The following is a 25,811-nucleotide window of genomic DNA, read 5'->3' as shown; positions in this document are numbered from 1 at the left end:
AATGACCGATCACACTCCGTTGCGGTATTTAACATTTCTTTACGGCTATATCCCCCATTTGGGTGATTCCCCTGACCGGCGCTCCTGACAACATTAAGAGGCGGTAACAATAATCCAGACCATGTTGAAGGAGTTCCCATGGAGCAGTTCAAGAACGTTCTTTTAGTATCCGCCATTGCCTCGGCTCTGGCCCTCACCGCCTGTGGTGGTGGGGGCGGCAGCAGCAGCGACAGCAGCGGTGGCGGCGGCACTGATACCGGTTCGGCAACCAGCGTCGGCGGCGTTGTCGAGGTTCCGGCAGCCTCCATCAGCGCATTCGCGGACCAGGGTTCCCTGGCCGCCATCTCCAATTTCTTTATCAGCCCCGCCGCCGCTGCGGTACTGGGCCTCGAACCCGTGGAAGGCGCCCTGGTAGAGCTGATCCGAATCGACAATGACGGCAACCAGATCGGCGACCCCATTGATACGACCTACACATCCATCACCGGTGACTATGAACTGGAACTGCCCTCCGGGGTGGATCTCTCCGGCGACCTGGTGGTCCGCATTTCCGGCACCAATAACGCCACCATGACTGCCATGGTTGTGGAACAGGACATCGATATCAACCCGATATCCGATTTCATCGCCCGCAAGTTCATCGAGAGCGACGCCGACCTTGCCGCCCTTGAGGTGACCGAAGTGGTGGAACTCCGTGGTCAGGCCGAGGAATTCGACCTGACTGCCGACCCCAGTGCCGATATCGAGGCCATGCTGGCGATCCTGGAACGCGAACTGGGTGAATTCGTGGAGTCCGGGGTAACCAATGTCACCACCGAAGACGGCGACACCAGCACCATCGCCGGTGACTACCGCAGCTCCGCCTTCAGCTTTGACCTGCATGATAGTGATAACGGAGCGGGTGGCACCCTGGGTATCGAAATCTGGATCAACGACTTCGCCTTCGCTTCCGATTCCGGTGGCGACGTCAGCATTACCATCGGTTCCGAGGAAGGCGCCGATGCCGGACTCACCGGCTACGGTTACGTCTGGTTCGACACCTGGACCGAGACCATGAACGAGACCTTCCCGGGCAGCTATCTCGCCAACGGCCTGCTGACCATTGAAAGCCAGCTCGAGGAAGAACTGGACACCGACGACGGCTATGGCTGGCGCTGGCTGCCTATCATCCTGAACCTGCAGCAGGTGGACGACAAGGGCCTGTTCGTGCTGCTGTCCCAGGAAGCGAGCGCCCGCTACGCGCTGACCGAGGATAAGACCGGCATTGACCCCGAGGCCAAGGAAGGTGATGAAATCTCCCGAGCCATCGAGATCTTCGCCCGAAAGCCCTCCGGTATGACCGATGCGGACCTGGCCGGTGACTTCGGTCGTGTCTATATCGAATCCTATCTCGATGGCAGCTCCGTTGAAGTCCTGACGGAAACCAATGTCCTTACCTTCGACGGCGCGGGTTCCGTGGACTCCGGCGCCCTGGCCGGACACCGCATCTCCATTTCCCCATCCGGTCCCTATTATGAAACCCTGTCCGACACAGCATCGGCCGACCTGCCTGTAGAGCTCGGTACCTCTGGTGACGGCGATATTGTGTCCATTGATGGAGAGCAAACTGACGGCTTCATCAATGACACCTTTGACTTCATCTCTATCGTCAGCGGCGAGGGGACGGAAGGCAGCTATGGCCAGGTTGGCCAGACCCTCATGGTCAAACTCCCCACCAGCAAGCCATCCGTTGCCGACAAGCGCTACCGTCTGATGGCCATGTCCATGGGGCTGACCGGCAATACCGGCGACGGCAGCTCCGAGGTCGAGCTGAACACCAGCCAGTTCAATACGTTCCTCACCATGGACAGTGAAACCGAGGCCACCGTGGAAGGCCGCTTCACCAATGCCAGCATCACGGGCCTGATGGGCAATATGGGCATTGAAAGGAGCGCGGAAACCGAGACACTGGACGGTGCTTCGGTGGCTGTTGAGTCTAACGGTGCTGTCACCATCACCATACCGGAAGGGTCTGACAGCACCACCATGGAAGGCTTCTTCAACGAGGATGCCAGCATGGCTCTGCTGACCCATCGCTATGGCCCCGCCAGCGGTGATCCCAACGAAATGGGACTGGTCGTCCTGATCGAAGTCACGGAATAAACGGAAGAACTACCTGTCCCTTGGCCCGCCTTTGGCGGGCCTTTTTTATGGGTGTGACTGCCGGGGTCTGCCCGGATCCGAGCTTCTCTAGTCGTACGTCACACCATGGCGATCGAAGATCTCCCAGACCTCACGGGCCTCTTCCTCAGGCAGCATGACCCGGATTTCCATCGCCTCCTTGTCAATGAAGATCCGATCCTGCGGGATCTCGCTGCCAATCAGATCATCCCGGGTATTGCGGGCCTGGTCCATGTCCTGGAACTTTCCGTTGATGGCTTTGCTCATGGCTGGTTCTCCTCTGCTTTTCAGGGAACCCATTATTGAGCTTAGAAGTCAGCCACGGACCTGTAAAACAATATCAACAGCCGCCCTCTATTGTTGCGGCGTCACCCTCAGCAGGCGTCCCTCCGGGCTATCCGTAAGCAGGTAAACCGAACCGTCCGGGCCGGTGCGGACATCGCGGATCCGCTCCCCCTGCTCCCCGAACAGTCTCTCCCGTTCCGTGGCGTCCCCGGAGCCAGGCTCAACCCGGTGAACCGCGCGGGTCACCAGGCCACCCACCAGTAGGTCGCCGCGCCACCGGGGAAACCGGTCGTCGGTGTACAGGGCCATCCCCGACGGCGCGATGGACGGCGTCCAGTGCAGCCGGGGCGGCTCGGTTCCAGGGTATTCGGTATAGGGCGTCACTCGCGCCCAGGTGTAATCCAGGCCGTGGGTGGCAACCGGCCATCCATAATTGGCCCCGGGTTCGATCACATTGATCTCGTCGCCGCCCCGGGGGCCATGTTCATGGGCAATCAGCCGTTCGCCAGCATCATCGTAGACCAGCCCCTGCACGTTGCGATGGCCGTAGCTGTAGATTTCCGGCAGGGCATCGGGGTCGTCGACAAACGGGTTGTCCGGCGGCACCGTGCCGTCGGGCCGCAGCCTGACGAGGGTGCCGATGTGGCTCGACAGCCGCTGTGCCTCTTCCCGGTAGTCAAAGCCATCCCCCAGGGAGAGTACCAGCGTGCCATCCGGCAACCAGGCGATGCGACCACCATAGTGGGCCGTGCCTACCTTGGCGGGCCTGGCCCTGAAAATTTCTTCCAGATCCCGGAGGTCGTTCCCTTCCAGCCGGGCCCGGGCCAGGCAGGTGTGGTTGGCCTGGACGGTGCCACAGGCATAGCTAAGGTAGAGCCCGCGACTGTCCTCGAAATCCGGCGCCAGGGAGACATCGAACAAACCGGCCTGCCCACCCGTGAGCACCTCGGGCACCCCGCTGACCGGTTCCGGATCCAGCTCACCGTCCGGTGTGATCCGGCGCAGTCGACCCGGCCGCTCGGTGACCAGCATGCCGCCATCCGGCAGGAACGCCAGGGACCAGGGATGTTCAAGACCGGACACCACCGTTTCCACCCGGTAACTATCCACCGTCTCCGCGCGAACCTCGCCATCGGGGAACCCCAACAGTGTCACCAGGGCCAGCACGGCAGCCGCGCCAGGGTAACGACGGGCGCCGGACCGGCCCGTTGCCATCCGGGCGAACAACCAGCCTGCAATGGCCGCCGAGGCCAGCATCGCCAACATGCCGCCGACATCACGGGTAGCGGCAATCAGCGTCGGTGGCGGGGCCAGGTGGTCCACGAGCTTGAAGGTGGCCCACAGGCCGACGGCGGCAGCCAGTGCGCAGACCGATGTGCGCCATGACGTCAGCACAAACCGGGTGCCAACCATGGCCACGATCTGGGACACCAGGAAACTGACACCGAACATCACCAGGTACACGGGCCCGAACTTGAACAGGTCCTCCAGGGTGGTCGCCAGCCACGTGCCGATACCGATCTCCACGTCCAGCCCCAGCAACGCAATCAGATTCACCTGGGTCTGTACCACCGATCCCAGTGCCGCGCCCACAACCAGGGCCGTGGCAAATCCCAGGATGACCCGGGGCCAGGATGTCCGTTCACTCATGCCTACCTCCCTCTTGGATTCTGATATCCTCAGCCGGTACAGGGCCCCGGAACGACACCCGGGTGACCGAAGCGCAAACCAGACAAGGAGCAGTGGTGGAACTTACCTTTCTCGGCACCTCCGCCGGCACCCCGACCCGGGCGCGCAATGTCACCGGTCTGGCACTGCAGCACGGCGGCCCCAGGCAGTGGTACCTCATCGACTGTGGCGAAGGCACCCAGCACCAGCTCCTGCGTACCCGACTCTCGGTGATGCAGCTACGGGCCATTTTTATCACCCATGTCCATGGTGATCATACCTTCGGATTGCCCGGGTTGCTCACCAGTGCCTCCATATCCGGGCGTACCGAGCCCCTGCCGCTGATCGGGCCACCGCAGTTGCAACCGTTCATCGAGGCCGCCCTGGCCAACACCGACTCCAGCCTGGGCTTTGAGTTGTCGTTCATCAACGCCGAATCCGCGGACTTCCGCTGGCAGGATGATGCCGTTCGGGTCACCAGCTTTCCCCTGTCCCACCGGGTACCCTGCCACGCCTTCCGGTTCGAGGAGACCCGGCTGGAGCGCAAGCTGCTGACCGACCGGCTGGAAGCGGATGGTATTGAAGCCGGACCGGACTGGGGCCAGTTGCAGAAGGGCCAGGACATCCGCCTGCCGGACGGCAGACTGGCCTGCGTCGATGACTACACCACCATTCCCCGGTCGCCGCGCAAGGTGGTGGTGGCCGGCGACAACGACACCCCGGAACTGCTGACCGATGCCTGCCGTGACGTGCACCTGCTGGTCCACGAGGCCACCTACACCCAGGATGTGGCGGACCGGGTCGGCCCCTGGCCCCAGCACAGTTCCGCCCGGCAGGTGGCCGGTTTCGCCGAGGCGGCACAGCTTCCCAACCTGATACTCACCCACTTCAGTTCCCGCTACCAGTTCGGTGGCAACCGGGGGCCGGTGATCGGGGACATAGCCGCCGAGGCGCGGCAGGCCTACAGCGGCAACCTGCACCTGGCCCGGGATTTCCAGCGATATCGCCTGAATCAGGACCTGACGCTGATTGAGATAGATGAGTAAATATACCCACGATGAAAAATAACAGTAGCAATTTGCTGGCAAGGCAGGTTACATTGGTCGCCGTAGGAAAGAGTTAGCAAAGCAGTTCATCAATAAGACGCCCTGTCGAAGTTCGTAGTGCACGTCCTGTTTTTGATCCCGCATGTTTCTTGTTTCCGAACAATGCTGACCAGACCCATCCGGGGATCCTGGCAGCGTATTTAGAAGATTGATTTCAGGATATTAAAAGATATGTCTACAGTTACCGGTACCGTTAAGTTCTTCAACGAATCCAAAGGCTTCGGCTTTATCACTCGTGAAGGCGGCCCCGACGTATTCGTGCACTTCAGCGCCATCCAGGGCGACGGCTTCAAGACCCTGGCTGAAGGCCAGCAGGTTGAGTTCACCGTGACTCAGGGCCAGAAAGGTCCTCAGGCGGAAAATGTTGTTGGCCTGTAAATAACAGGTTCAACAGCACGCAAAAAGGCAGCTTCGGCTGCCTTTTTTATTGCCTGTAATTTACCCCGAGAGCCCCTGATTCCAGGTGGCTACCCAAACAGGCAGCTATCCAAAATAGTACCGGGCAATGGACAGCACCAGTACCAGAGCCATCAGGGGAATGATCCAGCGGGAGAGCTTGCGATCATCAATGGCATCCCCCTTGGAGGCGTGCTTCTCCAGCAGGGGGACGATGATGAACAGGGCCGCGAACAGCACGACCAGTATGATGAACAGCGTTGTCATGGACTTACCACTCCCGGTCCGTTTCCTTCAGACTACGCAGCTTCCCTGCTCCGGACAAGGGCGCCTGCCCGGCACTCACACCTGATTCAGGCGGGCCACCGCATCCCTTGAGGCCAGGTCACGCTGCTCACCCGTCAGTTCACTCAGGTGTCCCTCCTTCATTTCCAGCAGGCGATCCGCCCGCTCGAAGTAGTGGTCATCGTGGCTGATCGCGAACACCGTTACCCCCATTTCGTGGAGGTTCGTCAGCAGCTCCTGGTAGAAGGTGCGCCGGAACTGCGGGTCCTGGTCCGCCGCCCACTCGTCCAGCAGCAGGAAATCCCGGTTCTCCGCCACCGCCAGCAGCATCGCCAGGCGTTTGCGCTGGCCCTGGGACAGCTGTGGATTGGTCACCCGGTTACCGTCGAACAGCAGCTTGCCCTTCATCTGTAATCGCTGCAGCCAGGTGTCCACCCGTTCCGGGTCCGGATCCTCGCCGTTGGGACCCATAAGCCGGTCGAACAGGTGGAAATCGGTGAAAACGGTGGAGAACCGCTGGCGGAACCGCTGCCAGTCGTCTTCGGTTTCCACGGGCGTGCCGTCCACCAGCACTTGCCCCGCCCGGGGCCGGTATAGCCCGGTCAGCAACCGTGCCAGGGTGGACTTGCCACTGCCGTTGCCACCGATCAGGAACACCAGTTCGCCCCGGTGCAGGGTCAGGTCGATGGGCCCCACCATAAAGCCATTGCCGTCGCTGTCCGGGTACTGATAGGTGACGCCCTTCAGCTCGATGGTCTGCCAGTCCCGTGCCGGGGTGGTTTCACCGAAATCCCGCTGGTACTCCGCCAGATTGAGGGACTCCAGCTTGCGGAACGCCACCTGGGCATTGAGCAGGGTAGGCAGGGCGCCCACCGCCTGGATCAGCGGCGTACGCAGGAACAGCAGTGTCAGGGAATAGGTGGCGGCCACATTGGTGTTGGCCCAGCCCAGGCCATTGGCCAGGAAGAAAGCCACGCCGATGGCCCCGAGCATCATGATGTTGGACCAGTTCACCGCCGACAGGTGGAAGGTGTCGGAGCGGATGATATGGCTGCGGTAGGTGCGGGAGTGGGTGTCATAATCCCCCTCGTACAGCTCCCTGGCCCGGCTGCGGTTCAGGGCCAGTTCCTTGTGGCCGTCGATGACCGATTCATAGTCCCGGTAAAGGGCATCCTCCGTTTCCCGCACCCTCGCCAGGTGGTGGTACACGTTCTGCACCAGGAACCAGCCCACCAGCATGGTGAAGAACACCCACAGGGCGGTCACCGCCAGCATGCCCGGCGACAGCCATGCCAGGTACGCAACCGCCCCGATGGTGATCACCACCCCCTGGACCAGCTCCGGCAGGCGCACGAAGGCAATGGTGACGTTACGCACATCGGCGGACAGGCTGGCCAGTACCCCGGCACTGCCGATCTGCTCCAGGGTTTCGGTGTCGGTATCCATGATCCGCTTGATCAGACGCGCCCGCAGGTCGTAGACAAAATGGTGGCCAAGGGTGGTCAACGCCAGTTGCGCCCCCAGGGTGACCACCAGCAGGAGCAGAACCAGCCCGAGAAACTCCGGCAGCACCTGCCAGGGCGCGGCCACCGACTCGATCAGCTTCGAGTTGATATAGGCGATCACTCCAATACCGACCACGGCGCTGGCCAGGCTCAGTAACATGATGATCAGGAAGGACGTCCGGTATTGGCGATAGACGATGGCCAGTAGTTCCATCTGGTCTCCAGGGTGAGTGGCCCGGTGGGTCGGGCGAATGTATAATGCGAATCAATCAATTTTCGCGCACAGCCACCCTGCATGCAAACACGGATGCATCCTGTCGGGTTTTCCCGGTTGCCGGGGCCGACAGCCTGGTTAACCGGTGCAGCGCAGTTCCCGAGGTTCGGTCTTCACCCGATGTTGTTACCAACTCCCCGACACTCACTGGCCCGTGACGGCGTACGGCCTGCCCTCAAGGCCCCGCTGGCTGCCACCCTCGCAAGGTGCTGCCTGCTCCTTGCCAGTCTCCTGTTCCCTGCGACAGCCAGCGCGGATTCCTCCGTCCCACGGCTTGCCACCGTCGACTGGACCATTGCCGAAACCCTGATGTCACTGGGAGTGGAACCCGTTGCCGTGGGCCAGGTGGCCGAATACCAGGCCTGGGTGGAACAGCCCGCCCTGCCCGACACCGTGGTGGACATTGGCCTGCGGGCCCAGCCCAACCGGGAGCTGGTGGCGTCCCTGGACCTTGACCGGTTCCTGCTATCCCCCCTGTTCGCGGCCCTGGAACCCACCCTGTCCCGGATTCTGCCGGTCACCACCCTGTCCATCTACGAACCGGAAGGGGACCTGTGGCAGAACCTGGTCACCGCCACCCGGGAAGTCGCCGACGTCGCCGGGGTGCCGGCACGGGCCGACCAGGTCATCAAGGCACATCGCGAGCGCATTGAGCATGTGCGGAACCGGCTGCCCGACGCCGTGCCGGAGCTGCTGGTGGTTCAGTTCATCGACGATCGCCACGTGCGGGTCTACGGCCCGGGCAGCGTATACGACATGGTCCTCGAACGGCTCGGGCTGGACAATGCCTGGCGGGGTGGCACCAACCTCTGGGGTTACGCCACTGCGGGCCTGGAAGAACTGACCACCACCGGCTACCTGGTGGTGGTGGACCCCATGCCCATGGGCGTTGGGGATCACCTGACCAGCAATCGCCTCTGGCAGTCGCTGCCGTCGGTGAAAGCGGGTCAGGTCCTGCACCTGCCGGCGGTCTGGAGCTTCGGCGGCCTGCCCTCCGCCGCCCGTTTCGCGGAGGAACTTGGCGAATCCCTGGCAACATCCGGGTCCCGGCCCGGGGCGACTGACTCATGAACCGACTCGCCCTCCGCGTTTCTCCGGCCCCCATCTGTCTGTTGCTGGCCCTGGCCTGTGGCTGGCTTGGATTCAACCTGATGCAGGAGACCCTGTCCCAGGCGGCGGGCTCCGTCGTTGACTGGCTCTCGCTGCTGACATCGCGGAAAAGCGATGACATGACGGCGGCCGTGGTCTGGTACAGCATGCTGCCGCGCATGGCCATGGCGTTGATGGTCGGCGCGGGCCTGGGGCTGGCGGGCGTGCTCATGCAGCAGGTGCTACGCAACCCCATTGCCGCCCCCACCACCCTGGGCGTGGCCAGCGGCGCACAGCTGGGCCTGCTGGCCGCCACCCTCTATGCCCCCGGCCTGCTTGCCTTTGGTGGCAAATGGCCGGCCCTGGCCGGTGGCGTGGCCTCGCTGCTGCTGGTGATTGCCCTGTCCTGGCGCCGGCGGCTGGCCCCGGTGGCGGTGGTATTGGCGGGGTTGGTGGTCAACCTCTACCTGGGGGCCCTGAGTACCGTACTGATCCTGTTCAACCAGGAGGAATTCCGGGGACTGCTGGTGTGGGCGGCCGGTTCACTGGCACAGAACAACTGGGATGACGTGTTGCACCTGCTGCCCAGGCTGCTCATGGCCGCGGTGGTGGCAGGGCTACTGGCGCGCCCCCTGCGTCTGCTGGAACTGGATGAAGCCAATGCCCGCAGCCTGGGTGCCTCGGTGCGGCAGTTGCGGCTACTGGGCCTGGGCGTTGCCGTATTCATCACCGCCTCGGCCGTCAGCCTGGTGGGTATCGTCGGTTTCGTGGGCCTGGCCGCCCCGGCCATCGCCAGGCTGATGGGGGCCCGTTCCCTGATACAGCGCCTGCTGTGGGCGCCCCTGCTGGGGGCCCTGCTGTTGCTGACCACGGACCTGGTCCTGCTTCAGGTGGCCGGAAACTTACCCGCCGTGATCCCCACCGGCGCCATGACCGGCCTGCTTGGGGCGCCGCTGCTGCTGTGGCTGATACCCCGCCTGGCCCTGAAGGGCGGCCCCGCTACGCCGTCCGCCGCCGGCCTCCACGCCCGTCGGGTTCATGCCCCCCGTCTGCTGGTCCGGCTTCTGGTGCTGCTACTGGTTACCCTGATGGTGGCCCTGTTTGTGAGCCGGGTGCCCGAAGGCTGGGCGCTGGATGGCCTGGACCAATGGTCCACCATCAGCCAGTGGCGCCTGCCCCGGATACTGGCAGCCATGGGCGCCGGAGCCCTGCTGGCCCTTGCCGGTACCGCCATCCAACGCATCACCGGCAACCCCATGGCCAGTCCGGAGGTCCTTGGCATCAGCTCCGGCACCGCCATCGGCCTGATCGTCACCATTGTGGTGATGGCCACGGTGTCACTGCCCATCCTGCTGCTGGCCGGCACTCTGAGCGCCTTTGTCACCCTGATGGTGCTGGTGCTGCTGAACCGTCGTAGCGGTTTCCAGCCGGAGCGGCTATTACTGACCGGCATCGCCATCACAGCCCTGTTCGACCCGATACGGAGCATGATCCTGGCCAACGGCGACCCACGGGTGCAGCAGATGATCGCCTGGATGTCCGGGTCCACTTACTATGTGGACACCCTCACCGGCACGATCGCCGTCCTATGCGCCGCCGTCATGGTGGCACTGACGCCCCTGGTGACCCGCTGGCTGGACCTGCTGCCCCTGGGCCAGGATTCAGCGCGGGCCCTGGGCGTTGGCGTCAGCCGGGTGCGACTGCTACTGCTGGCGCTGGTATCGGTGCTCACCGCTTTCGCCACGCTGATAGTCGGGCCCCTGAGCTTTGCGGGCCTGCTGGCACCGCACCTGGCCCGCATGCTGGGCCTGTCCCGGGCCCTGCCCCACCTGCTGGGCGCGTCCCTGATCGGGGCCACCCTGATGGTGATGGCCGACTGGCTGGGGCGGCAGATCCTGTTTCCCCAGGAAATCCCCGCCGGCCTGATCTCGGCGCTGCTGGGTGGCGCCTATTTCATGTGGAGCCTGCGCAGGCACTGATGGGCCACGGCCCGGATTCCCAGGCTACCCGTCTCTTATCCCGGCACGTTGATCCTCCAGGGGTGATTCGGCACTCTACCGCTCGCCAGGGAACTGACGTGTGGGCCAGGAATCGCCGGATATCCCCTCCCCTTTTCCACTTGTGCTTCAGGTCCGGGTTGGCACCCATAATGCATTGCATCGCGGTGTGGCCATACCAGCCAACCTCGCCGATGGCGGGTACCGTTTCATTGCCATCTGTTAAGTGGGCCAGGAGCCGGTTAAGGCGATACCCTAATCAAATGCTCAACTGAATTCGCTTCATGGCCGTGTAGCAATGGCGATGTAACGTCGCGGAAAGTGCAGGTCCGGATGCGGCCTGTGGCATTCACTCTCATAGACGGTTAAAACGGACTTACCTTGTCTACCAACGCCGATCGTGTCTTTTCGAACCAGCACCTTGAAGGGGACCTCAAGGCCCACTCCGTACGCAGTGTCGGCTTCACGGTGACGGCCCAGGGCCTCAAGCTGCTGTTCCAGCTCGTTTCCATTACCGTCCTGGCCCGCCTGCTGCAGCCAACGGATTTTGGTCTGGTAGCCATGGTCACCGTGTTTACCGGTCTGGCCATCGTGTTCATGGAAGGCGGCCTGTCCATGGCCACTATCCAGCGCCCCCACATTACCCATGCGCAGGTGTCCAACCTGTTCTGGACCAACGTCGCCCTGGGGGGGCTGCTGTGCCTCATCTACATAGCCGCATCCCCCCTGGTGGCGTGGGTGTATGGCGAGGACAGCCTGATCGGGATCATGTGCGCCCTGAGCCTGTTCTTCCTGATCGGCGGGCTCTCGGTGCAGCATGAGGCCATCCTCAAGCGGCAGATGAATTTCAGGGCCCTTGCGGTGATCGAGGTGGTTGCCAACCTGTTCGGCGTCGGCGTGGCCATTGCCATGGCCTGGTACGGCTTTGGCTACTGGTCCCTGGTGGGCCAGCAGATCGCGACCATTGCGGTCATGAGCATCATGCGGTGGCAGGCCGCCCGCTGGGTACCGGGGTGGCTGTCCCGGGGCAGCGGGGTGCGATCGTTACTGGGATTCGGCGTCAACCTGACCGGCGCCAACTTCGTGGGTTACTTCGCCACCAACATCACGCCCTTCGGCATTGGCCTGGTGGGCGGTGCTCAGCCCCTGGGGTTGTATGACCGCTCCTTCAAGCTGACGTCCATCCCCTCCAAACAACTTCTGCCACCGGTGTTCAATGTGTTCCAGTCGGCACTGGCCCGGGTGGCGGAAGACAAGCCCCGCCTGCGCACCGCGATTGTGTCCCTGGCCGGCAAGATCGCCCTGACCACCGTGTTCGTGACCCTGGTTATGGTGGTTACGGCGGACTGGATGGTGGCGGTCCTGCTGGGCGACGGCTGGGATGAGGCCGTGCTGATGTTCCAGCTCCTGGCCACCTTCTCGGTGGTCACCCCGATCACCACGTTTACCGCCATCAGCCTGGTGGCCATCGGCGAATCAAAAGCCCTGCTGAAGTGGAAGGTCATCACCTTCTTCATCCTGCTGGTGGCTATCGCCATCGGTTCCATCTGGGGCGTCATGGGCATTGTGGTGGCGCACGCCATCTCCGGGTTCTTCATCCGCATGCCGCTGTTCCTGGTCTACTCCACCCGGTTCCTGCCCATCACCATGGCCGACCACCTGCGAGCGCTGGTTCCCAGCCTGCTGATCGGCCTGACCACCGCGGCGCTGCTGTACGCACTGCGCACGGTGTTCGAACCACAGAATCCTGTTGTTGCCTTGTTACTGTTCGGTGCCATCGGTGCCGGTCTCTATCTGCTGCTTTCGCTGTCCGTCCGGCGTACCCGGGAGGATATCGTCGAGCTGCTCGGCTATATCCGGACGGCCTGGATGCGAAAGCGTAACAGTCACTGATCCATAATCGTGTCCTGTACAGGGAGGTGATCATGAAATTGCTTGTCATCGGAATCGACGGTGGTTCCCGGAACATCATCGATGCCATGCCCATGCCCTTTACCCAGGCGCTGTTTGCCCGGTCCGCCAGCCGGAACCTGGATGAGGACCTGATCAGCCGGGGCTGGGCGGAAATCCTCACCGGTGAGCACGCGTCGGACAACAAGGCGTTCTACCTGATGCCGGTGGCCGAGGGGGGCCTGGATTTCAACGCCTCCTATTCCAAGTCGGACATGCTGTCCTACAGTCGCAATGAACCCATCTGGAAAAGACTGAACCAGGCGGGCACCTCGGTGGGCCTGATGAACATTCCCACCACCGGGCCGGCGGACCAGGTCAAGGGGTTCCTGGTGGCCGGTGGCGGCGGTGGCGTCAAGGCGGGCGGCGCCATCCCGCCCACCATGATGCACCCCCAGACCTGCAAACCGCTGCTGGAGCAGCACAATTACGTGTTCGATGTGCGGCTGCCCGGTGGTGAGAGCACGGTCTCCGGGTTTTTGGAGAAAATCCGTCAGGCGGAGAATGCCCAGAAGGACACCTTCATCGAACTGGCGCGGAAGGAGAAACCCGAGTTCGGCTTCCACTGTTTCCGGATCACCACCGAGGTGCAGTACCTGGCCCGGTTCGAGATCGAACGGGCCGCGGAGGCGATCCGCAAGGCCCGGGAGAACGGTGGCGACTTCCAGCCGGAAACCCCCACCCAGCAGAAAGTGATCGAGCACTACACCAACCTGGACAACAGCATCCGGGAGCTGTTCGAAACCCTGGAGCCGGAACACTACATCTTTGTGGGGGACCACAGCACCGCCCTGTTCAAGCATGAGGGCAACGTGGATGTCTGGCTGGAGCGGGCCGGTTACCTGAGCCGCATGTCGAATGCCGAGCGCAAGGCCCGGGGCGGCCTGATCCGCCTGCGCAACAAGTCTGACCGGATCGCCGTGAAGTACTTCGGCAAGAAGTCACCGCCCCTGATCCGCCGGCCCCTGACCAAGTTCAGCCCCGGCCGCACCCGGGCCTTCGGCACCTTCTACGACACCGGGAACTTCGCCGGCATTTTCATCAACGACCGGTCGCGGTTCGGTGGGCCGGTGTCCAGCGAGCAGGAACACGAACGCCTGGTGGACGAGATCTGCGAGAACCTGAACGCCAGCGAGGAAGCGAAGGAATACCAACTGGAGGCCAGGCCGTACCGCCGGCAATATCCCGGCACGCAGTTCCAGCGGCTGATGCCCGACATCCGCCTCCACAAGCCCGACAGCATCTACTTCTCCAGCCGTAACTGGGAATTTATCCGCGACAATGGCAACCTCAAGCCACTGGACGAAAACCTGGCGGGAATCCGCTACCCCCATACCGGCGCCAAGGGCCACGACCCGCTGTTCGTGTTTAGCCAGGAACTGGAACAGCATCTGCAGACCGACGATCCCAACGACCTGCGGGTGGTCTACCGGATGATCTGCCGGCACTTCGAAGGTGCCGCCTGACACCATGAAGATCGCGATCCTCACACAGCCACTCGGCCACAACTACGGCGGACTGCTCCAGGCCTTCGCCCTGCAGAAGTACCTCCGCGATCAGGGCCATGAGGTCCAGACCCTGGACCGGCGACCGCCGGACCAGCCGCTACGAGCGCTACTGGACTACACCATCAACACCGCCAAGTACCTGCTGGGCCGGATCGGCACCGTTCCCACCCGGCGCAAACAGGAACAGGTGTACCGTGAACTGGCCCGGTTCCGGGAGCAGCATATCAGCCTGTCCCCGTGCATCACCTCAGAACGGGCACTGCGGGACTATTACCGGCAGAATCCGTTCGATGCCTACATCGTCGGCAGTGACCAGGTGTGGCGGCCCCGTTACTCACCGAGCCTGGGCAATTTTTTCCTGGATTTCCTGGACGATATCGGCAGCCCGGCCCGGCGGCTGAGCTACGCGGCCTCCTTCGGCGTGGACGAATGGGAATTCTCACCCCGGGATACCGACCGTTGCCGGGACCTGCTGGGGCGCTTCCATGCGGTGTCGGTGCGGGAACAATCCGGCGTCCGACTTTGCGAACAGCACCTGGGGCGTACCGCCGAGTGCATCCCCGACCCCACCTTCCTGCTGGAACGGGGGGAATACGAAACGGTGATCGACAACCCCGCCGGGCCCGATAACCAGGGCAAGGTGCTGACCTACGTGCTGGACACCCAGCCCTCGAAACAGCAGATTGTCCACCGGGTGGTGGATCTGCTCGGCAGGGACAGTTTCACCATCAAACCCCGGAAATCACTCTGGGAAGTCCGTAAGGACACCTTCGACCAGAGCCTCTACCCTGGTGTCGGCGCCTGGTTACAGGGCTTCCGGGATGCGGACTTCGTGGTGACGGATTCTTTCCACGGCACCGTGTTCTCCATCCTGTTCAACAAGCCCTTTATTGCCGTCGGCAACCGCACCCGGGGGCTGTCGCGCTTCCAGTCGCTGCTGACCCGTTTCGGCCTGCTGGACCGGCTGGTGGAGCACGCGGACGACATCACCACCGAGCAACTTCAGGCGGAGATCGACTGGCCCCGGGTCAATACCGTCCGCCGCCAGCAACAGGCCCTGGCCCGGCAGTTCCTGGATGACAACCTGCGGGAGGCGACACCATGACCGATCCACTCGTCTCCGTCATCGTGCCGGTGTTCAATGGGGCGGATACCCTGGAACGGTCCGTGGACAGCCTGCTGGACCAGTCCCTCAAGGCCCTTGAGATCATCCTGATAAACGATGGTTCCTCCGACGGCTCCGGAGACCTGATCGACCGGCTGGCGGCGAAGCACCCACAGATCCGGGCCGTCCACAACGAACACAACCAGGGCGTCCATGAGACCCGCCTGAATGGCCTGCGGGCCGCCACCGCGCCGTGGATAGGTTTCCTGGATGCGGATGATATTGCCCGGCCGGAGATGTTCGAACGCATGCAGGCCGCCGGCGAGGAGCACCAGGCCGATATCGTGGTCTGCGGCGCCTACCGGGTAACCGGCGACCGCAAGGTCATCAGCCCCAAGCTGCGGTTCCGCGACAATGCCACCATTACCCGCGATATCTTTCCCCGTTTCTGCCAGTTCCGGTTCGGTACCGGCATGCTCTGGAACAAGCTGTTCCGGCGCGAACTCATCATGCCCTACGCCGACCTGCACTTTCCCTGGCGCCAGAACATCAACGAGGACCTGATCCTCAACATCGGATGCTTCAAGGACGCCAATACGGTGCACCTGATGAAGGGTATGCTCTACGAGTATGTGTTCCGGGATACCAGCGTCAGCACATCCGGCAGCGTGGAAAAGGCCTGCCTGCAGACCCTGAGGGCCTACGCCATTGCGGTCAGCCTGTTCCGGGACAGCGGCGACGAGGTACTGGCGGAGATTACCAACATGTACCGCCAGCAACTGTCGTGGCCCCCCTACCGGCTGGACGATACCCGCACCATGTCGTCGTTCGGGGCGGAAATCAGAGAAGCGGTGGAGCTGATCATGGACTGCTATCCGGCGGGCCTGGGGGGGCTGACCACCACGCCGCCAAGCGCCCCCATGTCAGTGGGCCGGGTGGTCAGGGCACTCTCAAGAAGATTCCTGGGGGAGCCCGTCTAATGTTCAGCCCGGCTCATTCGAAAGGACTATCCCAATGATAACGGTCAACCTGACGACAACCTGCCAGCGACTCCCACTGTGCAAGATCACCCTGATGTCGCTATGCCTGCAATCCCGGCAACCGGACGAGATCAGGCTGTGGGTATCCACCGAACCTTACCTGCGTGACGGTGGCATTCCTGATCAGGAGGAACTCACCCGGTATTTCAGCGACCTGCCGGCCGACTGGCAGCAACGGATCAGGCTACGATGGGTAACCAATACCGGCCCCTACCGCAAACTGATCCCCGCCCTGCGGGACGCCGGACCGGACGACCTGCTGATCACCGCGGACGACGATATCGCCTACGGCAAGCACTGGCTCAGCACCCTGCTCCAGGCCTATGAACCCGGCAGCGGCATGGCCATCGCGGGGCGGGTCAGGAAGAAGCGTTACAACGCCTTCGGCAGGACCATGTCCTACATGAACTGGGATATCCTCCGGGACCCCTCCGTGGTCTCGGAGGGCTACATCATCACCTTCGGCGGTGGCGCCGTGCTGTCACGGTCCATGTTCCGCGAGCAGGATATCCTGGACGACGGCTTCCTTGAGGTGGCGCCAACCGCCGATGACCTCTGGTACTCCAAGCTGTTGCTGCGCAATGATACCCGCGTCCGGATCATCCCCGAGGTACTGCGGGAGCTGAATTTCATTGAGCACAATGACGGACTGGTCAACCACAACCACCCCAGGCAGGTCGCCCTGCTGCAGAAAATTGGCCTGCGGCTGTGGGAATGGATGGCGGGGTATATGGGCATACCGGTGTGCGGCAATGACCGGGCCTACCAGAAGGTGGAGCAGTATTTCAGCAAGCGGGATCACGACCGTCGGATCCTGCCGGAGCACACGGCCTGACGCCCTGGGGATAACCCATCCAGTCCGGGGCCATCAGGTGCCACGGATCACTGCGCCTGTCCGGTGCCGACATCGTGGGCCGCACTGTCTGCTGTCAGCCTGTCCCAGAGATTATAGGCATTGGCCACCGCCGCCAGCTGCCGGTCATTGCGCCCCTCATCACAATTGATCTTCTGCAGTGAGTTCTCGAGGTCGTTCATCCGGATGGCGATATGCCCCTGGTAGCCCAGGCAGCGCACCGGTACGTCAGAGTGCAGGGCAACCGCCCAGAACCAGATGTCGTCCGCCGTGGGCGCAAGCTCCTGGGCCGACGCCATATCAAACAGCATATCGCCGTCCATCACCCCCGGCGGGTACAGGATACCGCCAACGCCAGTGAGCAACGTCCGGTAGGGAGGTGTGTTCAACGTGGCCAACGGCCAGTCCATATAGGGCCGGAAGCCGGCAACGTCCCGCAGACAGACTTCCCGCCCCCGGAAACCGATGATACTGCCGGGATGTTCCCGGGAATGCGCCCCCAGTCGTCCCAAGCGCCAGGGCTCGTAGATAATGTCGTCATCCAGGGTAACGATGGCGCTGTCCGGGTACTTGTGCCGGACCGGCAGCAGTTTCTTGTAGCTCCTCGTGTTGTGCGGCACCCACAGTATTTCAAGTCCCCGCGCCACCTGACGTTCGATGGACCTGGGCAGCCTCCTGCCCGGGAACTCCGGTTCCGCCAGGACCAGCACCACCCGGGAAGGTTTGTAGTGCTGCTGGAAGATGGACTCGATGGTGATCCACACATCATCGATCCTGGCGGGAAACGACGTCAGGCTGACCACCAGGTTGGCGGCTTCGTTCCCGTGGAACGCCCGGAACTGCCCCAGCCTCAGCCTGCCCACCAGCAACCGGACCCGGAGATACCGGTATATCCTGTGATACGCCCTGTAAACGATATTCCCTCTGGCCATACCTGCCCTCCCGCTGGATGCTCTCATCCATGGATGCATCAACGGTGCCAGGGTGGCCCGTGCAGGCGGGTGCCCCTCAGGGCCGCATTTTTCCAGTGGGAACCGTCCGGTACAGGCAGTGCTCCCGCAGGGGTGAACCCACCGGTACGGCCGGGTGCTCAAATGTGGTTCGGTCACGCACCATTCCCAGGCGTTTCATCACCGCTTCCGAGCGGGTATTGAGAACAGCCGTGAACGACACGATTTCCGGCAGGTTCAGTTCATCAAACCCGAATGCCAAGGCCGCCCGGGCCGCCTCCGTGGCGTAACCCTGCCCCCAGGCGGAGCGTACCAGCCGCCAGCCGATCTCCACACACGGATTGAAGGGCAGGTCCGCCTGGGGCCTATTCAATCCCACAAATCCCAGGAACCGCCCGGCCGGCCTGCTTTCCAGTGCCCAGAACCCCCACCCCTGTTCCTGTATCAACGCCTCGCACTTATCCGCCATGGCATCACTTTGCGCCCGAGTCAGCGGGGAGGGGAAATAGCGCATGACCTCCGGATCGACGTTCAATGCAGCAAAGGGCTCACGGTCTTCCGGTTTCCACTGACGAAGGTGCAGGCGTTGGGTCTGGATGGTTGCAGGCATGATTCCTGACGACTCTGGTGCAGATGGGTTCAGCGATTTCGCATGGTCTCCTACCCATGGATCACTGGCAGGGCTATATATTCATACCCGATGGCAACGGCCACGTAAATCAGCAGCACCGCCATCCCCCGGTTGAACCAGCGGAAGAAAACCGGGTTCCGGATACGGCTACCCAACAATGCCCCGGCCAGGGAATAACTACCGGGCGCGCCAATGGCCAGGACCGACAGCACCACCGACCAGAACACCAGGCTGGCGCCCTGGATACCGGCGCCGGGAAACTGGATGGTGGCAATGGGCAGGGTCGCCACAACACCCTTGGGATTGAGCAGCTGCATGGCCAACCCCTCGCGGAAACGCAGCGCCCGGGTGCCCGGGCCCACCGCGTCCGTATCCACGGTGGCCCGCAGGATCCTGATGGCCAGGTAGAGGATATAGCTGCAGCCCAGCACACTGACCACCATCAATCCATGCCCCGACACCAGTGATGTCCCGACCCAGCCGAACAGCAGGAACAGGATCAGCATGGCGCTCCCCACCCCCACGAAGAATCCGACCGATCCACGGCACTGGCCATTGATGCCGGCATTCAGGCCAAGCAGGTTCACGGGCCCAGGCGTGTACATCACGCCCACGGCATAGGCGATTATCTCAATCATGGTGTTTACCCTTGGGATGTCTGCGAGACGCGGGTGTTACCTAGGCAATGACACTTGCCTGGTACTGCTTAGGAGTCATGCCATAGATACGCTTGAAGCGCCGGTTGAAGTGGCTCAGGTCGGAGAAGCCATAGCGGTAGACCACATCGCCCAGGGACGCGCCCGTCTCCAGCGCTGATCGCGCCGCGTTGATGCGGCAGTTGATCAGGTACTGGTGCGGGGTAATGCCATACTGCCGCCGGAACAGCCGTACGAAGTGGTACTTGGACAGGTTCGCCGCCTCGCTCAGGTCGTCCAGGGACAGGTCCGCATCCACATTCTCGTGGATGAACGCCTTGGCCTGCACAAGCAGCCGGTCGGCACGGCGGACCCGTTCATCCGGCTGATAGCGCCCCACCCGCTGCACCACGCGGGAGGCCATCTGGTAGAGCAGGTGTTCCTGTTCGATGCGGCTGCCCACCCCGCTGGCAATCAGCCGCACCAGTTCCAGGATATGGTTGCGAAGGACCGGGTCCTGCATCAGCGTCTCGCGCATGCGCAGGTCCCCCGTGGAATTGACACCCGCCGCCTCCACCAACAAAGGCTCGATCTGGCGCGGATGGATGTACAGCATAACGTAGCTCAGCGGTTCCTCGATGCCGGAGTGGCCGTCATGAACCTCATCCGGATTGAGCTGGATCACATTGCCGGGGGTGCTGCGGTGGAAGGCGCCACTGCTGAAGAAATCCTGCCGGCCACTGAGTGTCACGCCAAAGGCGTATTCCTCGTGGGCATGCTTGTCATAGGTAAACCCGTCCATGGCCGCCTGCAGGGCGGTCACCTCCGGCAAGTGCCCGCTCTTGATGAACTGAAACTGGCTGTCCTGTTCCACAACGCTCTCCCGGCCTGTTTCCGGGCCCTATCAGCCCCGACGTACCGATACTCTAACGCCATCCCGGTTGGCTTGCTTGGACAATATTGCTGAGTGGACGGTCGGGCATCCATCTCGGATATAACGGATACCACCCCGCTTCCGTGCCCGCAAACAGAGTGACATACTAACGGTAAGTTTTGACTAATATCAGTGTCATGGCCGGACATTGTGGCCCCGTAGTAGCCGCTGATGTCCCGTTTGATCATTAGAACCGGGCATGGAAACCGTAGTGCGCATACTGTTACTGCTTATCGTGTTGCTGGCCGCCGGCCCTGCTACGGGGCAGGATCGTATTGTCTCCGACACCGGCTGGGCTGACACCGCGCATCAACTGGATGTCGACAGGGGTAAAGAGCCCGCTACGGATACCGGCGATGCAGTGCTATCGCCCGGCTTCGAAGCCCTGACACTTGCCTCCGGTACGCCCCACCAACAGGTACTGGTTTCCGAAACCGGTACAGACTTCCAGGACAACCACCGCATTCGCGCCCCTCCCTTTCTCGACCACCGGATTTAACGCACAACAGGACGGGCCCTGCCCGCACCTGACCCAATCCGTTATGTCAGGCCCATAGGGGCCTGGTCGAGAAATCAGGAGTGGTCTCCAATGAAGAAACTGACCCTTTACCCCGTTTCCAGCGTCGACGAGCTGGCGTCGCCCCATGGCACCTCCAGCGTATCCCTGGAAACGCCAGCGCTGGAGTTCTTCACCGACTTCAGCCTGGTCCAGCCGCTGGTGATCGACGCCTCGGTCACCGCGGTCCAGGCCCGGGAAATGATGATCCGCACCCACGTTCGCCTGAAGTTCGTGGTGGACGAGGCCGACCGGTTTGTTGGCGTTATCAGCTCCGACGACCTTGCCGAGCGCAAGATCGTGCAGAAGGTTGCCGAGGGTTATTCCCGTAGCGACATCGCGGTAACGGACCTGATGGTCCCCAAGGGCGAACTGATGGCAATGGGTATTGACGAGGTGGCCAAAGCCACCATTGGCGATGTCGTCACCCTGCTCAAGGACTATCGCCAGCAACACTGCCTGGTGGTCGACCAGCAGACCCACTCGGTGCGGGGAATTTTCTCCTCCAGCGACATCTCCCGGAAACTCCGGTTGCCGATCGATATCCAGGACCGGTCGGATTTCTTCCGGGTGTTCAGCGCCGTCCATTGATGATCAGCCGGCAGGTGTCATGCCTGCCGGCCTGGCCTGAACGGGCCGCCGCACGGCTGTTGATCGGCAGCTGTGCCACACCTTCCCTGAATGCAACGCACTCCCGGTGCCCCCTATCGCCATCCTTTACAGGACTGCGGGCACATGCGAGATTGGATGGTTCCAACCCCGTCCGCCAAAAACCAAAAAATGAGGACAACCATGTCAGATGTGAAAGCCTACGCGGCCCAATCGGAAACCTCCGGACTGGCGCCTTTCGGTTTCCAGCCCCGAACGCCCCGACCGGACGATGTCTCCATCGAGATCGACTACTGCGGTGTCTGCCACACCGATATCCACTTTGCCCAGAACGACTGGGGCCGCACCCTGTACCCGGTGGTACCCGGTCATGAGATCATCGGGCGCGTCACCGCCGTTGGCAGTGATGTCAGCGGGTTCCAGGTGGGAGACCGGGTCGGCGTTGGTTGCATGGTGGATTCCTGCCGTCAGTGTTCCTCCTGCGAACAGGGCCTTGAACAGTACTGCCGGGAAGGCATGACCCCCACCTACAACGGCACCGACCGCCACGATGGCCTGCGCACCTACGGCGGCTACTCCGAGCGCATCGTGGTCAGCGACCGTTTTGTGGTCCGGGTGCCCGAACAACTGGACCCGGCCACCGCCGCGCCCCTGCTCTGCGCCGGCATCACCACCTATTCACCGCTGAAGCACTTTGGCGTGGGCCCGGGCCACAAGGTCGGGGTGCTGGGCATGGGCGGCCTGGGTCATATGGGCGTCAAGTTCGCCAGGGCCCTGGGGGCCGAGGTCACCATTTTCACCCGTTCCGAAAGCAAAGTGGCGGAAGCGAAGAAGCAGGGAGCGGACCACGTGGTCGTTTCCACAGACCCGGAACAGATGGCAGCAGTGGCGCTGAACTTCGACTTCCTGCTGGATACCATCCCGGTCCACCACGACCTGAACCCCTACCTGGAAACCCTGAAGGTGGACGGCACCCACATCCTGGTGGGCATGATCGAACCCATCGAGCCCACCGTGCATTCGCGAAACCTGATCGGCAAGCGCCGCATCCTCACCGGGTCACTGATCGGCGGCATGCCGGAAACCCAGGAGGTGCTGGATTTCTGCGCGGAGCACGACATCGGGTGCGATATCGAGATGCTGGATATCCACAACATCAACGACGCCTATGAGCGCATGAAGCGGGGCGACGTGAAGTATCGGTTCGTGATTGATATGAAGTCGTTGAAGGATGCCTGAAGGCGTTTCCTGACGAAGCCGCCAACGAGAAAGCCGGCCACGGGGGCCGGCTTTTTTTTCTTGCGACGGTAGGCTATCAGGCGCCGATCACGCCACCGTCATCCTTTGTCACCAGCACCGCCGATGAACGGGGATGGCCTGCGGCAGAACCGGCCGGCCAGCTTTCCGGGTGCTGGATGCCCACGAACATGCTGGTCTGGTCCGGCGTGCTGGTCACACCGGTGACCTCGCAGCCCACCGGGCCAACGAAGAACCGCTTGATCTCACGGGTCTCCGGGTTGGCAGCCAGCATCATGTTGTTCTGGTAGGGCGCCGCATCACTTCCGTCGGTCTGGATCCAGAGACGACCGCTGCCGTCAAACCAGAGGCCATCCGGGCTGTTGAAGATATTGCTTTCGTCCAGCGTCACCACGGCTTCGCCGTCCACTACCGTCTCGGTACCAGCCACGCCAGCAAACACAAAGATATCCCACTGGAAGCTGGTGGCGGCGTAATCCCCACCATCCTCGCTCCAGCGAATGATATGACCGGTCTCATTGTTGGCATTGGGGTTGGCGGCGTTGACCTGGTCTTCCGTCCGCTGGGTGTTGTTGGTCAGGGTGAAGTACACCTCGCCGGTGTTGGGATCCACGGCGCCCCACTCCGGGCGGTCCATGGGGGTGGCGCCCATGATGTCGGCGGCCAGGCGGGTGTTCAGCAGCACTTCGCCCTGGTCGGCGAAGGGAGTATCGAACTGGATATCGCCCACCTGGGTGCCGACGGCCGCGTTCATCGCGCTGACGAAATCCGCATCGTCCAGGGACAGTGCCAGCCAGTCACCGGTGCCATCCTCGTTGAAGCGGGCCACGTACAGGGTGCCCTCGTCCAGCAGGTCACCGCTGGCGGTGTCGGCGTGGTACGGCTGGGCGGACACGAACTTGTAGATATACTCGAAACGGCTGTCGTCACCGGAATAGCACACCACCGGTTCGCCTTCGGTGGCGGGGGCGAAGATAACGCCCTCGTGGCCGAAGCGTCCCAGTGCGGTGCGCTTCTTGGGGCGGGACTCCGGCGCGAACGGGTCGATTTCCACCATGTAGCCGTAGGTATTCGGCTCGTGACGGTAGTCCAGGTCTGCGGAGGCCTCAATGCTGGTGGCATTGAACCGCTCATACTCGCCGTTGGTGCCACCCGTGGCGGTTTCCCAGGCGTAGCGTGTGCCGGTGCCAATGCCATGGCGGGCGTGCTCCCGGGGCAGCGGGGTATCGTCGTTCTTGAAGTAGCCGTGCCAGTTCTCTTCGGCGGCCAGGTAGGTGTTCCAGGGCGTCGGGCCCATGGAACAGTTATTCAGGGTGCCGCGGGTGGCGGTGGCATCATTGCTGAAGGCGGTGACCAGCTTGTCGTGGCCACGCAGCGGACCACGGATGTCCATCTCGGTGGCGCCGGTGATGCGGCGGTTGTATTCGCTGCCGAACACCAGGTCCCAGACGCCGTCAGTTTTCCGGATATGGCACACGCTGACCCCGTGGGCGGCGATTTCCTTACGAACCTCGTCGGTCACCGTGCGAACGCCGGCATCGACGGTCGGACCATTCTGGTGCAGGGCATCAATGTCGATGTACTCGTGGTTCATCACCAGCAGCCCTTCCTCGGAGCTGTTGCCGCCGGTCTTGACGTCGATCGGGTAGAAGGTCATGCCGTCATGGTGCATGCCCACCTGCTCTTCCTGCTGGGCGCCGGTGTTGGTGCCATCCGGCTGGAACTCGGGATAGCTACCGGTAATCGGGGTGCCCCAGGGCAGGAACACCGTGGCCGTGTAGCCGGCCGGCACCACAACCTCGTTGGCGGTAGATGGCATGACCGCCTCGAAGCCCAGCGTCACCGAACCACCGGAGCCGCCGTCGCCGGGCTGCTCAGCGCTATCATCGTCATCGTCGTCACTGGAACAGCCCACCAGGCCAAGCGCAGACACCCCCATCAGGCTCGCCAGCGCGGCGCCCACGCCGCCCTTCATCACGGTACGGCGCTCCATACGTGCAGACAGCACGGACTGGAAGGGACGGTTGCCGGAATGGTTAACCACCGGCTCGTGCTCGTGGTCACCGGTAATGTGTTCAATACTATAGTGTTTCTGGTCCATCTTTGTTCTCTCTCGCGGCCATGGTTGTGATGTTGATAGCCTTGGCAGGATGAGAGAATTAGTTGACGGTACCGTGACGGTTACGTTTCGTTACGATGAATGCTATGTGTCTGATCTACAGATAAAAAAACGTTCACATAAACATCAAAAGTGGACGAATCATGGGTAGCCTGTACTGAGGCTGCAACAGCGGCGTGACTGCTGGCGCATCCCGAAACCGCAAGCCTCAGGTGCTCCGCACATACGCTGGCGCTTTCGCGTGTTTCTCGAAGCCCCCGTACTTTCTGGTGGACGGGTAATACTCGGCCCCAAACTGAACCTTGCCAGCCGCCTCCTCGCCCGCCACCTCGGCAATAAAGGCCAGCACCATGTCGGTGCCGGCGGAGACCCCGGCAGATGACCAGATCGTTCCGTCCTGCACATAACGCTGCTCCAGGACGTCCACATCCCCCAACGCCCGCAGCCTGTCCAGGGAGCCCCAGTGTGTTGTCGCGCGCTTGCCGGAAAGCAGCGAGGCCGCATGCAGCACGAACGACCCGGTGCATACCGAAAGCACAGCCCTGGCACTCCGGGCCTGAGTTGAAACAAAGGAGAGCATCCCGGGATTCGACACTTCCCGCCGTGTGCCTTCACCGCCCGGCACCAGCAGATAGTCAAGCGGGGGGCATTCCGCAAAGGTGGTGTGCGGATTGACCGACATGCCCTTTGCGCAGGTCACGGGCCCTGGTTTCTCGGCAACCAGCAGGCACTCCTCCGGCCCATCGGCAAACCGGCTCCACATGGTGACCATCTCCCACGGACCCACAAAATCAAGTTCTTCAGCCTGGTCGAAGATGACGATTCCGAAGTTCATGGTTTTCTCCTTTCAGAGCCACCCTTCCCCAGGGTGGTGCAGCAGGCAGGGGACGGTTACACAG

Annotated in this window: 23 protein-coding genes; 13 read left to right on the top strand and 10 right to left on the bottom strand. The window is 62.5% G+C overall.

Annotation, left to right across the window (positions count from 1 at the left end):
- Positions 1-138: 138 nt before the first annotated feature.
- Positions 139-2,142 carry a hypothetical protein gene (locus ACJO2E_RS03540; protein WP_406961897.1) on the top strand — a complete coding sequence of 668 codons (2,004 nt, stop codon included), beginning with the start codon at positions 139-141 and terminating at the stop codon, positions 2,140-2,142.
- 87 nt (positions 2,143-2,229) lie between these two features.
- Here the strand turns inward: ACJO2E_RS03540 and ACJO2E_RS03535 are convergent, their stop codons facing one another.
- Positions 2,230-2,427, bottom strand: coding sequence for a hypothetical protein (locus tag ACJO2E_RS03535; RefSeq protein WP_406961895.1), 198 nt, complete (start codon positions 2,425-2,427; stop codon positions 2,230-2,232).
- A gap of 87 nt (positions 2,428-2,514) precedes the next feature.
- Positions 2,515-4,095 (bottom strand): PQQ-dependent sugar dehydrogenase, encoded by a 1,581-nt coding sequence (locus ACJO2E_RS03530; protein WP_406961893.1) that lies wholly within the window; start codon positions 4,093-4,095, stop codon positions 2,515-2,517.
- 95 nt (positions 4,096-4,190) lie between these two features.
- Between ACJO2E_RS03530 and ACJO2E_RS03525 the strand changes: the two genes are divergently transcribed.
- On the top strand, positions 4,191-5,159 hold the full coding sequence (locus tag ACJO2E_RS03525) for a ribonuclease Z (protein ID WP_406961891.1): 969 nt from the start codon (positions 4,191-4,193) through the stop codon (positions 5,157-5,159).
- Between the two features lie 231 nt (positions 5,160-5,390).
- On the top strand, positions 5,391-5,597 hold the full coding sequence (locus ACJO2E_RS03520) for a cold-shock protein (protein ID WP_328186309.1): 207 nt from the start codon (positions 5,391-5,393) through the stop codon (positions 5,595-5,597).
- A 105-nt stretch (positions 5,598-5,702) separates the two neighbouring features.
- Here ACJO2E_RS03520 and ACJO2E_RS03515 read toward each other — a convergent pair whose 3' ends face one another.
- Together ACJO2E_RS03515 and ACJO2E_RS03510 are read right to left on the bottom strand one after the other, a co-directional pair.
- The gene (locus ACJO2E_RS03515) at positions 5,703-5,882 is read right to left on the bottom strand and encodes a hypothetical protein (RefSeq protein WP_328186311.1); all 180 of its coding nucleotides are present in this window, start codon (positions 5,880-5,882) and stop codon (positions 5,703-5,705) included.
- A gap of 75 nt (positions 5,883-5,957) precedes the next feature.
- The gene (locus tag ACJO2E_RS03510) at positions 5,958-7,619 is read right to left on the bottom strand and encodes a multidrug ABC transporter permease/ATP-binding protein (RefSeq protein ID WP_406961888.1); all 1,662 of its coding nucleotides are present in this window, start codon (positions 7,617-7,619) and stop codon (positions 5,958-5,960) included.
- Between the two features lie 180 nt (positions 7,620-7,799).
- Here ACJO2E_RS03510 and ACJO2E_RS03505 point away from each other — a divergent pair, with 180 nt between their 5' ends.
- The 7 genes from ACJO2E_RS03505 (at position 7,800) to ACJO2E_RS03475 (ending at position 17,203) form a co-directional block, all read left to right on the top strand.
- Entirely contained in the window at positions 7,800-8,750 is a 951-nt protein-coding gene (locus tag ACJO2E_RS03505) for an iron-siderophore ABC transporter substrate-binding protein (RefSeq protein ID WP_406961886.1), read from the top strand.
- Positions 8,747-10,747, top strand: a complete 2,001-nt coding sequence (gene fhuB / locus ACJO2E_RS03500) for a Fe(3+)-hydroxamate ABC transporter permease FhuB (protein WP_406961884.1) — start codon at positions 8,747-8,749, stop codon at positions 10,745-10,747. Before ACJO2E_RS03505 ends, fhuB begins: the two co-directional genes overlap by 4 nt.
- A gap of 399 nt (positions 10,748-11,146) precedes the next feature.
- Positions 11,147-12,658, top strand: a complete 1,512-nt coding sequence (locus ACJO2E_RS03495; protein WP_406961882.1) for a lipopolysaccharide biosynthesis protein — start codon at positions 11,147-11,149, stop codon at positions 12,656-12,658.
- A 32-nt stretch (positions 12,659-12,690) separates the two neighbouring features.
- Entirely contained in the window at positions 12,691-14,181 is a 1,491-nt protein-coding gene (locus tag ACJO2E_RS03490) for an alkaline phosphatase family protein (RefSeq protein ID WP_406961880.1), read from the top strand.
- Between the two features lie 4 nt (positions 14,182-14,185).
- Positions 14,186-15,328, top strand: a complete 1,143-nt coding sequence (locus ACJO2E_RS03485) for a polysaccharide pyruvyl transferase family protein (protein ID WP_406961878.1) — start codon at positions 14,186-14,188, stop codon at positions 15,326-15,328.
- Complete coding sequence (locus tag ACJO2E_RS03480) at positions 15,325-16,308, top strand: glycosyltransferase family 2 protein (RefSeq protein WP_406961876.1); 984 nt, start codon at positions 15,325-15,327, stop codon at positions 16,306-16,308. Before ACJO2E_RS03485 ends, ACJO2E_RS03480 begins: the two co-directional genes overlap by 4 nt.
- Before the next feature lie 34 nt (positions 16,309-16,342).
- The gene (locus ACJO2E_RS03475; protein ID WP_406961874.1) at positions 16,343-17,203 is read left to right on the top strand and encodes a hypothetical protein; all 861 of its coding nucleotides are present in this window, start codon (positions 16,343-16,345) and stop codon (positions 17,201-17,203) included.
- Between the two features lie 47 nt (positions 17,204-17,250).
- On the opposite strand, the gene ACJO2E_RS03470 is transcribed toward ACJO2E_RS03475, so the two are convergent.
- The 4 genes from ACJO2E_RS03470 to ACJO2E_RS03455 form a co-directional block, all read right to left on the bottom strand.
- Positions 17,251-18,153, bottom strand: a complete 903-nt coding sequence (locus tag ACJO2E_RS03470; protein ID WP_406961872.1) for a hypothetical protein — start codon at positions 18,151-18,153, stop codon at positions 17,251-17,253.
- Positions 18,154-18,229: 76 nt separating this feature from the next.
- A complete protein-coding gene (locus ACJO2E_RS03465) occupies positions 18,230-18,781 on the bottom strand; it encodes a GNAT family N-acetyltransferase (RefSeq protein ID WP_406961870.1) in 552 nt (183 codons plus the stop codon).
- Between the two features lie 50 nt (positions 18,782-18,831).
- Entirely contained in the window at positions 18,832-19,440 is a 609-nt protein-coding gene (locus tag ACJO2E_RS03460) for a LysE family translocator (protein ID WP_406961868.1), read from the bottom strand.
- Positions 19,441-19,480: 40 nt separating this feature from the next.
- A complete protein-coding gene (locus ACJO2E_RS03455; RefSeq protein WP_406961866.1) occupies positions 19,481-20,311 on the bottom strand; it encodes a helix-turn-helix domain-containing protein in 831 nt (276 codons plus the stop codon).
- 259 nt (positions 20,312-20,570) lie between these two features.
- On the opposite strand from ACJO2E_RS03455, the gene ACJO2E_RS03450 reads away from it, so the two are divergent.
- From ACJO2E_RS03450 to ACJO2E_RS03440, 3 genes are all read left to right on the top strand, one after another.
- The gene (locus ACJO2E_RS03450; protein WP_406961864.1) at positions 20,571-20,870 is read left to right on the top strand and encodes a hypothetical protein; all 300 of its coding nucleotides are present in this window, start codon (positions 20,571-20,573) and stop codon (positions 20,868-20,870) included.
- A 90-nt stretch (positions 20,871-20,960) separates the two neighbouring features.
- Entirely contained in the window at positions 20,961-21,518 is a 558-nt protein-coding gene (locus ACJO2E_RS03445; RefSeq protein ID WP_406961862.1) for a CBS domain-containing protein, read from the top strand.
- A gap of 201 nt (positions 21,519-21,719) precedes the next feature.
- Positions 21,720-22,775: an NAD(P)-dependent alcohol dehydrogenase gene (locus ACJO2E_RS03440; protein ID WP_406961860.1), complete on the top strand. Its 1,056-nt coding sequence runs from the start codon at positions 21,720-21,722 to the stop codon at positions 22,773-22,775.
- A 76-nt stretch (positions 22,776-22,851) separates the two neighbouring features.
- Here the strand turns inward: ACJO2E_RS03440 and ACJO2E_RS03435 are convergent, their stop codons facing one another.
- Positions 22,852-24,894: a PhoX family protein gene (locus ACJO2E_RS03435; protein ID WP_406961859.1), complete on the bottom strand. Its 2,043-nt coding sequence runs from the start codon at positions 24,892-24,894 to the stop codon at positions 22,852-22,854.
- A 226-nt stretch (positions 24,895-25,120) separates the two neighbouring features.
- Positions 25,121-25,747 (bottom strand): DJ-1/PfpI family protein, encoded by a 627-nt coding sequence (locus tag ACJO2E_RS03430; RefSeq protein ID WP_406961857.1) that lies wholly within the window; start codon positions 25,745-25,747, stop codon positions 25,121-25,123.
- Between the last annotated feature and the right edge of the window lie 64 nt (positions 25,748-25,811).

This window comes from Marinobacter shunpengi (assembly GCF_045449695.1).
GTDB lineage: Bacteria > Pseudomonadota > Gammaproteobacteria > Pseudomonadales > Oleiphilaceae > Marinobacter.
Note: the sequence above shows the minus strand (reverse complement) of the source record. Positions and strands in the feature narration are given on the sequence as shown.